The sequence below is a fragment of the Gemmatimonadota bacterium genome, from assembly GCA_041390105.1.
In the GTDB taxonomy this organism is placed as follows: Bacteria; Gemmatimonadota; Gemmatimonadetes; order Longimicrobiales; family Gaopeijiaceae; genus JAGQIF01.
Map to the genome: position 1 here is coordinate 1,845,599 of JAWKQO010000001.1, position 14,586 is coordinate 1,860,184.

10 protein-coding genes are annotated in these 14,586 nt (G+C 69.1%); 1 reads left to right on the plus strand and 9 read right to left on the minus strand.

The features are described 5' to 3' along the window. Nucleotides 1–163: 163 nt before the first annotated feature. A complete protein-coding gene (locus R3E10_08185; protein MEZ4415719.1) occupies nucleotides 164–2,533 on the minus strand; it encodes a GAF domain-containing protein in 2,370 nt (789 codons plus the stop codon). A gap of 139 nt (nucleotides 2,534–2,672) precedes the next feature. Then, nucleotides 2,673–4,721 (minus strand): polyphosphate kinase 1, encoded by a 2,049-nt coding sequence (ppk1, locus tag R3E10_08190; protein MEZ4415720.1) that lies wholly within the window; start codon nucleotides 4,719–4,721, stop codon nucleotides 2,673–2,675. Between the two features lie 112 nt (nucleotides 4,722–4,833). Here ppk1 and R3E10_08195 point away from each other — a divergent pair, with 112 nt between their 5' ends. Further along, entirely contained in the window at nucleotides 4,834–5,985 is a 1,152-nt protein-coding gene (locus R3E10_08195) for an NAD-dependent epimerase/dehydratase family protein (protein ID MEZ4415721.1), read from the plus strand. On the opposite strand, the gene R3E10_08200 is transcribed toward R3E10_08195, so the two are convergent. From R3E10_08200 to R3E10_08230, 7 genes are all read right to left on the minus strand, one after another. After that, nucleotides 5,936–6,703, minus strand: coding sequence for a S8 family serine peptidase (locus R3E10_08200; GenBank protein ID MEZ4415722.1), 768 nt, complete (start codon nucleotides 6,701–6,703; stop codon nucleotides 5,936–5,938). The two genes, R3E10_08195 and R3E10_08200, sit on opposite strands and share 50 nt — an antisense overlap. Before the next feature lie 5 nt (nucleotides 6,704–6,708). Continuing rightward, entirely contained in the window at nucleotides 6,709–8,352 is a 1,644-nt protein-coding gene (locus R3E10_08205) for an ABC transporter ATP-binding protein (GenBank protein MEZ4415723.1), read from the minus strand. Nucleotides 8,353–8,434: 82 nt separating this feature from the next. Beyond that, a complete protein-coding gene (locus tag R3E10_08210; GenBank protein ID MEZ4415724.1) occupies nucleotides 8,435–9,529 on the minus strand; it encodes a hypothetical protein in 1,095 nt (364 codons plus the stop codon). Beyond that, a complete protein-coding gene (qhpC, locus tag R3E10_08215; GenBank protein ID MEZ4415725.1) occupies nucleotides 9,526–9,921 on the minus strand; it encodes a quinohemoprotein amine dehydrogenase subunit gamma in 396 nt (131 codons plus the stop codon). The genes R3E10_08210 and qhpC overlap by 4 nt, the downstream gene beginning before the upstream one ends. 55 nt (nucleotides 9,922–9,976) lie before the next feature. Further along, nucleotides 9,977–11,416: a quinohemoprotein amine dehydrogenase maturation protein gene (gene peaB, locus R3E10_08220; GenBank protein MEZ4415726.1), complete on the minus strand. Its 1,440-nt coding sequence runs from the start codon at nucleotides 11,414–11,416 to the stop codon at nucleotides 9,977–9,979. Next, on the minus strand, nucleotides 11,413–13,089 hold the full coding sequence (peaA, locus tag R3E10_08225) for a quinohemoprotein amine dehydrogenase subunit alpha (protein MEZ4415727.1): 1,677 nt from the start codon (nucleotides 13,087–13,089) through the stop codon (nucleotides 11,413–11,415). Before peaA ends, peaB begins: the two co-directional genes overlap by 4 nt. A gap of 9 nt (nucleotides 13,090–13,098) precedes the next feature. Beyond that, nucleotides 13,099–14,580, minus strand: coding sequence for a tryptophan 7-halogenase (locus R3E10_08230; GenBank protein MEZ4415728.1), 1,482 nt, complete (start codon nucleotides 14,578–14,580; stop codon nucleotides 13,099–13,101). Nucleotides 14,581–14,586: the final 6 nt, after the last annotated feature.

Consider the following 14,586-nt stretch of genomic DNA (forward strand, 5'->3'; position numbering starts at 1 on the left):
CCGCGGGCCGGGGCGGGTGCGGGGTCTCTGCGACGGGGTCCTCGGGGTGGGAGTCCGAGGTGGACATTGGCGCGCTCCTGTTGGCTCGGATGGGTCTGAGCCCTGAAGCTGGGTCGGGGGCGCTGTGAGGGAAAGGCTCCCCGCCACCCTTCACCGCGCCCGCCTACGCCCTGACGCGGGCCGACCCGGCCGCGGCCACCCCCCGCGCCCCGTCCGGACGCGTGTCCGGCGCGACGGACGCGATGCCAAGGCGCAGCGCCCGCAGGCCCCGCACGCCCTGCATATCCTCGAGCTCGTGCTCCTCCACCGGCCCCGTGTAGTAGCCGGACGCGATCAGGTACTCGAAGTACCTGCGGTACTCGACGCCCTCATGCGCGTGCGAGTAGACCACGGCCAGGTAGCCCGGCTGGGTCAGGCGCTCTCCGGTCGAGCGGATGTGCGCCTTGTCGATCCGCTTCTTCACCAACTCGTAGCGGATGTTGTAGGCACCGTCGACGTCGAAGCGTTTCTCGTCGACCCGGAAGCGGATAGCCAGCGGCTGGTCCTGCACCAGGACCAGGTGGGTCGGGGCGAGGTCTACGCTCAAGGTGGGCCGCACCCGAGCCAACTCCCACTCGATGCGCGCGATCATCTCGAGCTGCCACAGCCTCAGGTTGTGCAGGTGGAGCTCGCTGAACCCACCGTGGCGGGCGATCGAATCTCCGACGTAGACGTTGTAGTCGACGCCGTCCGACTGGAACTTCTCGAAGAAGTGCGGAAACACGGCCTGTGCCAGCTCCTGTTCCCGCTCGAGGACCTGCGCGACCGTTTCGTTGAAGCGGGCGACGCTGTGCTCGAACGCCTGCCGCCGCCGGTAGACCACACCGAGCCGTGGATCGAGGGCCTCCCGGTAGGCCTCCACCGCGCGGGCCACATCGGGGTCCAAAGCCGCCAGGTCATCCAGCAGCGGCTCGATCTCCTGACCCAGGAAGGTGAGGGCCGCCGTCTCGTCCTCAGAGCGCAGCTCGCTGCGGACCCGCTCCAGGCACTGCTCCATGCGGAAGGCCAGCTGATCGAGGACAGGGAGAGAAGGGCGCCGACCCGCAGCTTGTACCGCGGCGAGCCCCAGCTCGAGCTGCTCGACCAGGTCACCCTGAATGGCCCGGCTCCGCGTCTCGGACGAACCCCGAATGTCGGTCAGCCCGTAGACCGGATAGACGCCCGGAAATACGATGGGCTCCGGCATCTCCTCCTCGTCGCCATCGAGTACGCGGGCAGCCGCCTCGCGGAAGCGCCATTCGACCGACGGGTGGATGGCGGTGTACTTCCGTTTGATGATGGACTGCAGGAGCACCTCGCGCTCGCCCAACCTCCGCTCCAGGGCCGTGGCGAACGGTTGCGCCACTTCGCTCAGCTTGAAGGCGCTGAGCGCACTCATGGCTCCCTCCCGGGGGGAGGCCACCTCCAACAGCCCCAGCAGACGCTGCCCCACGAACAGCGGCTGGAGGAGGAGGCTCTTGAACCCCTGCGCCATCAGGGAGGCCTCGAGCCCCGTGATGCGACGCGCGTGCTCGAGGTCGCTCACGATGACGGCCGCACCGCTGGTGAACGCCTCCGCGTAGTTCGATTCTCCCCGCTCCGGACACTCGGGCAACGCACCGCTGCAGAGCAGCAGGCTGCGCCCGACGGGGAATGCGTAGTCGAGCTCGCTCACGTCACTGGCGTCACCGAAACCGATCACACCCACCTCGACATCGGGCGCTCCTAACAAGGTGCGGATGCGCTGCTGCCAGCGTTCGACGTGGGCCGGCGAGGCCATGGCGTCGTGCTGGAGCAGATCGTCTTTCAGACGGGATACGGCTTCGCGGACCGTCACGTCCGTAGCACGCACGATGCTCAAGCCTCCAAGCTCGAAGCGCTCTGGTGGTAGCACCTCCATCCAGAGCGCCAGGTTGGTAGGCTCCGCGAGCAGGCGGCGCAGATCCGCATCGCTCGGGTGCAACTTGGGACCCCGCGGTGCCACCTCCACGAACGCCGAATCCCATCCGACCTGATAGTGGCGCAGCAGCCCTGTCGTCGTGTCCGTGCGGGACATGAGCATCGGGTAATCGAGCTTGGCGTCGATCCCGTAGCAGCGAAGCAGGACGTATTGGTAGGCCGCGATGATCTCTCCGCGCTCCAGCACATCGCCTCGCAGGGACAGGCCATCCCGAAACGCGTCTTCACTGAAGACGCCCGTCCGTCGCGCCGCTGGCGTCTCGTAGATGTTGGTGTAAGCAAAGGGCGCACCGACCGCGCCCAGGGCCTGGGCGTCCGCGGTCGGGAACAACGCCGACAACAGAGCCTCGACCAGGGACCGGTGGCGCTCGATCACCACCGCATCGGCGATCCGCCCGCGGAGTTGCCCCGTGCCCTCCGCGCGATGCAGCAGCGTGCGCGCGTGCGCGCTGAGCGCATGGCCTGGATCCTGGCCCAACCCCCGCCAGAACTCCAGGACACCTTCCAGGCTCAGGTACGTGGAGAATGGGAAAGCTGGTCCCCGCAGATGTCCCATGATTGGTCCCCTCCCCTGTCGCGAACGGCAAGGCGCCCGGTACTGGTGCTCGCCGCGAACCTAGGCTAACCCGTGCCGTCGACGGCCGGTTCCCCCGGTGCCCATCGTCGGCGCAGGCGGGAGTGCCCGGCCGGGCGCGTCAGCCCTCGATCGCGTCGAATGCAGCCAGTTGCGAATCCACACGGGGGCTGCCCTCCGGAACGAAGCGATTGGTCTGGTCTGCGTCGATGACCCGGGCCCGCACGTTGTCGCGGAGCTGGCGGTCCAACATCTCCGACACCTGGCGCCGCACCTCCCGGTCGTAGAGGGGAAAGGCCACCTCCACGCGCCGATCCAGGTTCCGGGTCATCCAGTCCGCCGAGGCCAGGTACAGCTGCTCCTCGCCGCCTGCCACGAAACGGTAGGCGCGGGAATGCTCCAGGAACGGGCCTACGAGGCTACGCGCCCGGATGGATTCACTGAGGCCCGGCACACCCGGCTTCAGGCAGCAGATGCCGCGCACGATCAGATCGATCGGGACACCGGCGGCACTCGCATCGTAGAGGCGCTCGATCATGGCTTCGTCTTCGAGTGCGTTCATCTTGAGCGTCATGCCCGCGGGCCTGCCCCGCACCGCGGCGTCGATCTCCGCCTCGATCCGTTGCTCGAACCCGCTGCGTAGCCCCCAGGGCGCCACCAGCAGGTGCCCGAAGGTCGGTCTCGAGCCCATGTCCTCGCTGGCGAGCGCACGGAAGACCTCCGCCACGTCGTCGGTCAGCCGCGGATCGGCCGTGAACAGCCCCAGATCCGTGTAGAAGCGCGCAGTGGACTCGTTGAGGTTGCCGGTGGCCAGGTAGGCGTAGCGCCGCTCCCCGTCCGCGTCCTGCCGGGTGATCGACACCAGCTTGCTGTGGACTTTGATCCCAGGCTTGCTGTAGAGCACCCGCACGCCCGCGTCTTCCATGGCTCGTGCCCAATCCAGGTTGGACGCCTCATCGAAGCGGGCCTTCACCTCCACGAAGGCCACCACCCGTGCGCCGCGGCGGGCGCCTGCCATCAATGCCGCTGCGACCCGCGAGTCGGCGGCGACCCGGTAGAGCGTGGCCTGGATCTCCGTGACCTGTGGATCGGCAGCTGCAGCCCCCAACACGTCGAGCACGGCGGTGAAGGACTGATACGGCAGCTGCAGGAGCCGGTCCTGGGCGCGGATGGCCTCCCACGGCGTGTCGGGGCCTGCGAGGGCGCGCAGGGGCCGCGGCGACGGGAGCGGAGCCCCCTGCACCGCCCGGCCGAGGGTGGGGAACGTGCCCAGGTCGTGCAGATTGTGGTACCGCCATCCCGCCACCAGGTCGTCGTCTTCGAGAGCCAGGCGGTCCTTGAGGTGCTGCACCAGCGCCGCCGGTGCAGCGGCATCGTAGAGGAAGCGGGCCGGCACGCCCCTCCCCCTCCGCTCCAACGCGGACCGGACCTTCTCCACCAGATCACCCGAGAATTCGTCGTCCACATCGAGGTCGGCGTCCCGGGACAGCTTCACGGACCAAGCCGCCTCGACACGGTGCCCAGGGAACAGTCGGGGCAGATGGAGGCGGATCACGTCGTCGACGAAGAGCACTCCACCGCCTGCCTCCGTCACCTCCACGAAACGCGGGAGAGGGCCGACCGGAACCCTCAGGATCCAGACCTCGGACTCGGACAGCGGCACCGCCTCTGGGTCGCGCAGCACACACGCGAGATACAGGCTGCGATCCTCCAGAAAGAGGGGCGTGTCCGCAGTGCGCAGCGGCACCGGATCCAGAAGGGGTGCGACCCGCTCGTCGAAGTACCGGCGCAACGAATCGTGGGTGGCAGGGGGGGCCGTCCGTTCGTCCCACAAGGGCACGCCCCTGCGAGCGAGCTCCGGCAGGATCTGCTCCCGGAGTGTGCGGCCGAATTCGGACTGCTGACGGAGCACCGCCTCGTGGATGGCACGCAACCGCTTGCGCGTCTTCTGAAAGCCCAGCTCCGCCCGCTTCTTCTTCTTGAGACGCAGGGCGCTGCGCAGCGACGCGACGCGCACCCGGAAGAACTCGTCGAGGTTGGACGAGACGATGGCCAGGAAGCGCAGCCGATCGAGCGGCGCCAGTTCGGACCGCTGCGCCTCCTGCAACACCCGACCGTTGAAGCCCAGCCAGCTCAGCTCTCGATCGTGGATGCGGTCGGTGCGGCTCATCGCTCGGCGGGCACGGGGGGGAGGGTGCCCGCGGTGGGCAACGCGCACCGGGGATGATATCATCGGAGCGGCGAGGCCGCTCGGCCCCGCCCCTTCCTTCCAGGAGCAGCCGATGCCGAGTCGACGGGAGTTCATCGCCACGGGAGCTGCCGCGGGGGTCACGCTGCTGGCCAGCCCATCAACGGCTCTCGCCGACACAGCCGTGCGATCCATCCTTCCCCCGGGCCGGCACCCGCTCCGCATTCTCATCCTGGGGGGAACGGGCTTCCTGGGGCCCCACACCATCGCCTATGCGCTGGGCCGCGGCCATCAGGTCACCACCTTCACGCGGGGCCGCACCGATCCGACGGTGCACCAGGGCCTGTTCAACAACGTCGAACAGTTGGTTGGAGACCGTGCGACGGACCTGTCCGCGCTCCGGGGCCGTCACTGGGACGCCGTGATCGACAACTCGGGGCAGCAGGCCGCCTGGACGCGTGCGTCGGCGGAACTGCTGCGCGATACGGTGGATCTCTATCTGTACACCTCGTCCACAGGCGTCTACTACCCGTACCTGGGCAGCGACCTCACGGAGAGCACCGAGCTGGTCATGGAAGTGCCGCCCGGCCTGGAAGGGGACGCGGCAGCGTCCTACGGGTACGGGGTGATGAAGGCCAACTCGGAGCTGGAGGCGCGCCGGATCTTCGGGGACGACCGCACGATCGTGGTGCGTCCCACGTATATCATGGGCCCCGGTGATCGCACCGATCGGTTCACGTATTGGCCCGTGCGTCTGGCACGGGGCGGAGAGGTTCTGGTGCCTGGCCACGCCGACGATCCGGTCCAGTACATCGACGTGCGCGACGTCTCCGAGTGGATGGTCCGCCTCATCGAAGGTCGCGTCGCCGGTACGTTCAACGCCGTGGGCCCCGCTTCCAACACCGGCATGCACCAGTTCGTATACGGCGCCCACGCTGCGTTCAGCTCGCGGGCCACGTTCATCGCGGTGGACGACTACGACTTCCTGATGGAGCACGAGCTACCGTTCTCCATTCCCTGGATCATCCCGTTGAACGAGTACGTGGGCTCGGCACTCGTCAACAAGGAGAGCGCGCTGGCGAACGGCCTCACCTACCGGCCGCTCGCCCAGAGCGCGCACGACATCTACGAATGGTGGATGTCCGACGCCGTGGAGCCGGAGCGCCGCGAGCGCATGCGCTCCGGCGAACGCTCGCTCATGGCCCGGGAGGGCGAGTTGCTGGAGGCCTGGAAGCGGAGGGGCTGAGCGCCTCCAGCGCACGGGCGACCCCGGCCATGCCGGAGGGGCCTGTGCCGGCCTCCAGCAGTCGAGCCAGCGCCCCGGTGGCGTTGGCCACCGCGAAGCTGATGCCGTGCACGTTGAGCGCAGCCGGCACCCCCGGAATCGACCGGGGAAGTCCCACGGATTCGGCCCGGATTCCGCCCGCGCTCGTCGATGTGAAGCGCACCGTGAGCGGTGGGAGGTCGGTCGCCACTCGCACGCCCAATGCATCCGGCAAGCCGCCGGGAAGCCAGCACACGCCTTCGTGCTCGGCCGCGGAGACGACCAGCACCCCGGCGCTGCGCGCACGGGCGAGCGCCGCTTCCAGCGCGGGTCGGTGCGCCTGCGCGGTGGTCCCGAGGCTCAGGTTGACGAGATGCGCCCCCCGGGCGATCGACCACTCCAGTCCAGCCACGAGACCGTCGAGTGTCGTGGCGAGCCTGTCGCCGAAGATCCGCACCGCCCAGAGCTCCGCGTCCGGAGCGTGATGCTTGATCGCGGCCGTGACCGCCGTGCCGTGCCCGAGCCGGTCGGTCCAGTCGTCACCGAGCGACCCGTCGCGCAAGACGTCCACGCCGCCTTCGACGCCCCGCACATGGGGGTGCCAGGGATTGACGCCGCTGTCCAGCACCGCGATGCGCACCCCCCGCCCCGTGCGGCCCACCACGCGGGGAGTCTCCGGGCCCACGCACATCGGTTCCATCGGGGTCACCGGCTCGTGAAGAGGCGGCGCAACGGAGCGCTGTCGGCCTCGAGCTGCGACGGCGGGCCCTCCGCTCGGATGCGACCGTTCTCCAGCAGCACGATACGGTCGGCGAGTCGCGCCAACTCGGGCCGGTGCGTGATGATCACCGTGGTACGGTCCGCCAACACGCGCGCATAGGCCGACCACAATTCGGCCTGACTGGCGGGATCCAGGGCCGCGGTGGCCTCGTCCAGCACCAGCACGGCCGGGCGAGCCAACAGCGCGCGCGCGATCTGGACGCGCTGACGCTCGCCCGCCGAGAGCCCTCGTCCGCGCTCCCCCACGGGACCGTGCGGATCCGGTCGACGGTCGCGGATCCGGTGGAGGCCGGCGGCGCGCAGCGCGTCTTCCAGGTCCTCGGGACTCGCGTCCGGTCGTGCGTAGCGCACGTTCTCGTCGATCGACGCGTTGAACAGGAAGGGCTCCGAGTCGATCACCAGGACCTGCGCTCTCAGCTCTGACAACGCCATCGTCGTGAGGTCGCGCCCATCCAGCAGCACCCGACCGGCGTCGGGATCGATTTGCCGCGTGAGCAGGTCGGCGAGGGTCGACTTGCCGCTCCCGCTCGGTCCCACCAGCGCGACGGTCTCTCCACGCGCGACCTCGACGTCCACGCCGGCCAGGACCGGCACGGTGTCGTGCGCGAGGTGCACGCCCTCCAGGGTGAGCCGTCCATCCACCCGGCCCAAGGGCGGCGCCTCCGCTGGGGATGTCACCTCCGGCGCTACGGAGAAGACCTCGGCCACGCGGACCAACGAGGCCCGAGCCGTAGCCAGCCCCGCGTAGAGGCCCATCAGTCCCTGCACCGGTGACAGCAGCCGCATCTGGTAGGCCATGAAGGCGGCGAACGTCCCGAGGGTCACGGTGCCAGCGATGACACGGAAGCCACCGTACAGGAACACCACGGCTGTGCCGAGCGTGAGCAGCAGGGCAGGCAGGCCGCCGGCGAGATAGGTGAGCCAGCGCATGGACAGGAGCGCCTCGACGAAACGGTCGTTCTTCGCTTCGAAGCGGGACAGCTCGCGGTCCTGAGCGTTGCTCGCGACCACCAGGCGCATCCCCAGCAGTGTCTCGATCAAGAAGGAGCCGATGTCGGCGCTGCGCTCCCGCACCCGGGTCACGCCGGCCTCCAGCCGGCGGCGATAGATCACCAGGGCCAGCAGCGATGGCGGTAGTGCCAGCAGCCCGATCAAGAACAGGCGGGCGTCCAGCCACAGCATCACGGCCACCGTCCCCACCAGATAGAGGCCACTTCCGATCCAGGCCAACGCCGTCTCGGCCGCGACGCGTTGGATCTCGCCGATGTCGGAGTTGATACGGGAGACGATGTCGCCGAGCGGGGTGCGCGCGTAGTAGCGTGGCGACAGACTCTGGAGATGCCGGTAGAGGTCCCGACGCATGGCGAAGAGAATGTCTGCCGAGACGTGCGTGTAGCGGAGGCCGGCGGCGACGTTGAGAGCGAAGCCCAGCACGCCCAGCAGCGTGAAGGCGCCGACCGTGGTGACGAGTGCCCGCAGGTCGCGCCCCAACAGGGCGTCGTCGACGAGCCGTCGAGTCAGGTAGGGCAGGGCCAGCGACGCCAGCGTCGAGGCCAGGCTCAGGCCCACGACCAGAACCAGGCGCCGCGCGTGGGGGCGAACGTAGCTCAGCGCCCAGCGAAGGCCCTCCGGTCGGGTGCTCAGGACAGGCTCAGTCCTCCGGCGGGACCAACACCCAGCCGATCATGTCGGTATCGAGCGTCACGGTACGGAGATGCTGATACGTCTCCGCGTCGTACACGTCGATGGTGGCTCCAGCGGTCGCGATGTAGAGGAGCTCGCCGTTGGTGCTGGCAGCCAGGCGCATGCGCGGGCGACCCGCGAACTCCTGGCGGCGCGCCACACGCCGATTGGCCAGATCGAAGGTCCAGAACTCGTACCGTCCGATCTCCGAGTAGAGGCCATAGCCCGTGCGACCGTCCGGGGCCAGCGTGAATCCGACCGGCTGGCTGGGCCCCAGCGTGTAGAAGTCGACATCCTTGGCGGCCAGGTCCACGCGCGCGATGCCCATCAGGCGGCGGTGCTGCACCGGATCGGTGGTGCGGAAGAGCCCCGTGTAGATACCCGGCGCCTCGTAGAAGCTCTGAGAGAGGCCGAACGACGCCTGGCCCAGACCGGGCTCCAGTGGCCGGGACAGCGCCCAGCGGTCCGCCTCCCGGAACGTCTCGGTGTCGAGCGCCACCAGGTCCTCCCCAAAGACCCAGAGCAATCGCCCGTCGGGTGAGAAGATGGTGGCACCACCCGGCGCGTCGGGGCCGTCCGGCCAGGGAATGGTATCGGTCACCGCGTGCGTGCCCAGGTCATAGCGGACCAGCACTGGCTCTCCGATCTGGAAGCGGTCCCTCAGCTTGGTGTACGACTGGATCTGCAGCGCCAGCCAGCTGTGATCGGGCGAGAGCGCCACGCCGCCGATCCGCACCTGCGTGTTGCCACCATCCAGAGTGAAGTGGTCGACCGAGCGTCCCGTGGCCCGCTCGATCAGCTCCACGTTGCGAGTGGTCACGTCCGTGATGATCAGGAGCGAGCGGTCGTCCGAGAGCGACACGCGCGCGGGGATCCCGATCTGGGAAGGCCAACGCTCACGTACCGTCAGCGTGGCTTCGTCGATCACGTAGACGTGCCTGTCGTATCCCGCCAGGTAGAAGGTGCCGTTCCCACCGCTCCGGGGCGCCTGCGCAGCGATGGGCGCGACGAACCCGAGCGCGGCGCACAGCACCAGCGCAGCCGACCGCGCGTGCCCGCTCACGGGAAGATCAGGTCGATCTTGCGCCAGTCCTTCTGGGCCGAGGCGCACTTGCCGGTCCAGTCGGGCGCGTAGTTGAGCTGGTCGGGGACGTGCGCGGGCCAGAAGCAACCGAGGTGGCAGTCGAACAGGTCCCGCTCCACCGGCTGACAAAGCCCCGCGGTGCCACCTGAACTGTCCGCTTCCCATCCCGGGAAGAACACCAGCGAACAGCCGATGGGAAAGTGGGGGCCGGACTCGACGCTTTGCAGCGCCACCACGTCCAGCTCATCCTCGCGCACGAATCCGTCGTCCGCGCCGATGCCGGCCGAAGGCTGGGGGTCGGCATGCTCACCGGCCTCGGCGAGACGCTCGATGCGCGCCGCCTTCCTGTTGATCGCCTTGATGTGTTTCACGGGCTCTCTCCGGCGGACAGTCCCACAAAAGGGACCACCCGCGCTCGCTGATCTCCTACGCCGTAAGCGGGAGCGGTTCGTCGAACAGGGCGAGTACATCCGGCCGTCGCTCGGCCAGCTCGCCGTAGATCTCGAGACACGTGTCTGTCCAGGAGCGCACCCACTCGCAGAAGTGCAGGTTGGCGTGGCCGGTGTCCCCGTAGCGGACGTGCGCTTCGTGGTAGCACCCGCCCGCACACAGCGGGCGGGCCCAACAGGTGCTGCAGTCGGTCTTGTTGACCATGTGGTGCCTCTTCAGGAAGTCGTACTTCCGCACCTCGTCGACGCCGTCGAACACGGACCCGATGCGGTGGTCGTCCGATCCGGCGAACCGGTGACAGAGCGCCACGTCTCCATCGGTGGCGACCCCCATCAGGCCGAGGCCAGCCCCGCATGGGAACGCCTTGCTCACGCCCTTGTGGATCTCCTCCAGCGTGTCCTTCACATTGGAGAAACCGTGGGGACGACCCGCCAGAGCCGCGTGCTTGTATTCGTCCGCCAGGGTCTCGAACTGGCCGAGCATGCGGTCGAATCCGGTGCCCTCGATCGCGAAGTCGCGTTGCGACGCCGTGGTCACGGGAGCGAACCCTACCTCCTGAAACCCGATCTCTTCGGTCAGATGCCGGAAGATGCCCAGCACGTCCAGATTCTGTCGCGTCAGGGTGACGCGCGCGCCGATGGGGCGTGAGCGATGGCGCTGCAGCAGCTCCTTGATGCGGGGCAACACCGTCTCGTAGCTGCCCTGCCCGTTCTTGAAGACGCGGGACTTGTCCTGGGCGTCCTGGGGGCCATCGATCGAGATCGTCACGCCGATGCGGTTGTCGGCCAACCACTCGATGATGTGCGGGCGCAGGAGCGTAGCGTTGGTCGTGAGCGAGAAATCCACCTGCTTGCCCAGCTCACGCGCTTTTTCGATCGCATAGGTGTGCGTTGACTGCAGCACCTTGAAGTTGAGCAGCGTCTCGCCGCCGAAGAACGTGAGCAGCACACGATCATTGGCCGAGCCTTGCTCGAACATCCAGTCGACGCTCTGCCGCGCGGTCCCCTCGCTCATGAAGCGCGGCTTGTTGGTCTCAGGGACGATGGCGTCCTCGCCATACTCGTAGCAGTAGGTGCACGCCAGGTTGCACTTGCTGGTGACGTTCAGGACCATGGTGGTGAGGGGAAAGCCGCGCGGTGGGAGCACCGGCAACGCCCGCTCGGGCTCGGCCCGTGTGGGCCCGATGGCCCGCACTTCGAGCAGCTCGCCGATGGCCCCGTCGACGGCTTCGCTGCCGAAGCGATCGGCAAGGGCACCCACGACGTCCTCCCGGGCGCGGGGTCCGGCGTCCAACGCGTCCAGCACGGCCGCCGACGGCCCGTCGAGTCGCACTACGCCCGCGGACGGCACCAGATACAGGAAGCGCTGCCCTGCCGCTTCGAAGGCGTGGAATTCGCGCAGGCCGATGGTGCTCACCGGCCCTCCGTCCACGGGTCCCAACGCATGTAGAGCGGCACCGTCACCAGCAGGTGGGCGCGTGCGCGCAGAGGCGCTCGGCCTCCGTCGGGTGCGTACGTGGCGACGGCCCACACGTCGCCCACGTTGTTGCGGTTGCCCGGGCGCTGCGGGTTGGGGCCGTCCAGCGCCGGCGTGAACGTCCCGTCCGCGCCCAGCGCACCCACGTAGGCGAGATCGTTGTCGCCCAGGGTGGCCGAGTACTCCTCCAGGCTCCACTCGACGTCCACCGGCCCCAAGGCCACGTCGTCCCCGGTGTCGGGCTTGCCATCGGGACCGTTGTGGTACCCGAGCGCCTCGAAGCGCTGGAAGCCTTTGGGGAAGTTGCCACCGCCCAGGCGCGCCATGCCCCAGGCCGGCGAGACTGCGATGCGATCGACGCCGTCGGCCACGGCCAAAGCTGCCGCGCGGTTCTTCCCGGCCACGAACAGGTCCCGCGGTCCGACCGCAGCGTCGGCGTCCACATCCACGCGTATGCGAACGCGCTCCGCAGAGAGCCGCTCCAGCGCGCGGACCTGGACGCCTGCACCCAGGTCGACATCGGCGGTCCCGAGCGTGGCGGGCAGCTCCGTTCCGTGTACCTCGACGGTCTGGCCCGTTCGCCCGCTCACCAGCATCCGCGGCCAGGCGCCCAACACGGTGGGGCCGTCGCTGCGGGTGAGTTCCACATCGATGCCCAGCTCGTCGTAGGCACCGGTGAACCAGCGGCCCGACATCGACTGCCAGTCACGCTCGACGAACATCACCTCGCGAAGGGCCTCGTCACCCTCACCGGTGCGGCCCCTCCACTGATAACCGGTGTAGACGGTCGCGCGCCCGCGACGCGTGACGGTCTTGCCGTCCCTGGCGTACCGGTAGGTCACTTCGGTGGTGAACTCGTCCTCCGCGCCCGCGACGGGTGTGACCGTCACCCGACCGTACAGCGGCCCTCGACCCAACTCGTTGCCCGACAGCGCCCAGGTACCCGCCAGACGGGGTGGACGCATCGACGCACTCCAGGCGGTCCACTCGGGCGTCTCCAGCGGATAGCCTTCGGCCAGGTGGTCGATGGCCTTGTCCATCGGGTGGCGGGGATCCTCGCCCTCCTCGGCCGGCCCTCCGCGCCGGAAGGCCTGGAAGTCGATGAGCGGATAGTATCCGCGGTGCATCGCCACCAGCAGCGCCCACTCCTCGCGCGTGCGGCGTTGCGTGAGTGCGCGCGCGGCCGAGTGGCACCCTGTGCAGGTGGGCTTCAGGTCGTCGGCGAACTCACGGTCGTCCAGGCGCCGCTCCACCTCGTAGGAGACCGGGCGCAACTCCTCCGGAGCCAGGCCCTGTTGATTGGAGAGGTAGCGCAGAATGCGCCGGGCCATCGCCGGCTCCAGATCGACCTCGTTCAGCGTGACCATGCGGCGGAGGGTGAGCTCCCACCCTTCCGGCGTCTTGCGGGAGAACGAGATCCGCGACATGCGCCCATCGTCGCTCACCGCGTGGCAGCGCCGACAGCTCCGGACCACCGCGTCGTCCTGGATGGGAATGCCACCCTCGGGAATGCGCTCGTCGGGGGAGGTCTGGGCACCCAGGCGCACCGGCAGGGCAATCGCGCCCAGCAGGACGACCCGTGGCAGGATGGTGCAGGTGAATTTCGTTCGCATCAGCGGGTTTTAGCACCCCGGCCCGGTGGGGCACAAGGACAGCACGCCCTCGGCCACCAACACGGAGAGCGCACCCGTGAAATCCGGAAGGATGACCGGCTCCGACGTTCGACAGTAGCGCTCGTACAGGTCCGGGACGCCGGGGTGCTGGGGAGCGAGCTTCGCCAGCTCCAGCAGATCCACCCCCCGCAGGTGACGAAGGCCGCGGGGCCAGCGCCGCGTGACCAGGCGGTCTTCCCAGGCGATGCGGGTGCCGACGACCGTGGGCCTGCGGACGGTCTGCAGGGTCGCCACCGCGAAGCGCGCCGTAGGGACGCCGCGGATCTCCTCGAAGGCAGCCAGCACCGCCGGATCGGAGCGCAGCGCCTCCACGTCGGGATCGAGCTCCGCCCACGGGGGGCGGTCCGTGTCCGCACGCACCCTCCAGAACGGCTGGGCGTGCGTGCGGGCAGCGTCGGCAGCGAAGGCCGCAGCCGCGCTCCCCAGGTGCTCGGGGATCGCCCGCTCACGCTCCGCGTAGAGGTCCAGCGCCGCGCCGGTCATCGCATCGTCGGCCAGGCAGGTTTCCACCACCGCAGCCGCCAACCAGGCGGAGGCCAACGCCTTCTTCACTCCGTAGGAGGTTAGGGGATCGAGCGCGCTGGCGGCGTCTCCCACCAGCAACAGTCCCGACCGGGCGACAGGATCGGTCCAGTAGGTCGTGGCGTCGCAGGCCCAGGCCGCGCTCTCCTGCACCGCCTTCCCCAGCAACTCACACAACCGCGGGGCCGCAGCCAGGCGCGCCCGGTAGAGCGTCTGCAGCGATCCTGCGTCCCGAGGCGTGTGGCGGGGATCTAGCATCACGCTCACGTCCCGCACGTCCGGAGCCAGTGGCACGGACCAGGCCCACCCGTCTTGCTGGGACTCGATCACGGTGTCGGCGCCACCCGCACCCGGGCCCCAGGCACCTTCGGAATGCCAGCGGGCGCTGACCGCCAGGGTGGAAGGACCACTCTCGCGCTTGGCCAGGCCGCTGCGCACGGCCAGCCCGCTCCGGCCCGTGCAGTCGAGGACCCAGTGGGTCCGAAGGGGTTCGCTGCAGCCTTCGATGCGGACGGCCATGCGCTCGCCTTCCGACTCGATGCGCAGCGCGCGGCCGGGCTGAATGCGACCGGGCGCCGTCCCAGCGGCCTCGCGCAACGCGTCCTCCAGCGGCCCGGCCTCGCAGATGCGTCCGCTGGTACCCGCAGCGAAGGGCTCGCCGCGGGTCACGCCTGCCCAGTGGACGGCGTTTCCGGTGGTCGGATGCCAATCGGTCCGCTCCCAGACGGCCCCCAGGCCCGCTCGGTGGAACAGCGAGGCACAGCTCGGAGGCAGGGACAGCGTAAGCGAATCGTGCGCACGACGAGGGCCCGGCACCCAGCACACGTCCAGACCACGCTGCCGTAGCAACTGAAACGCGGCCGCTCCCGCCGGTCCACCACCGACCACGAGAGCATCGTGCTCGGACATGGCGCG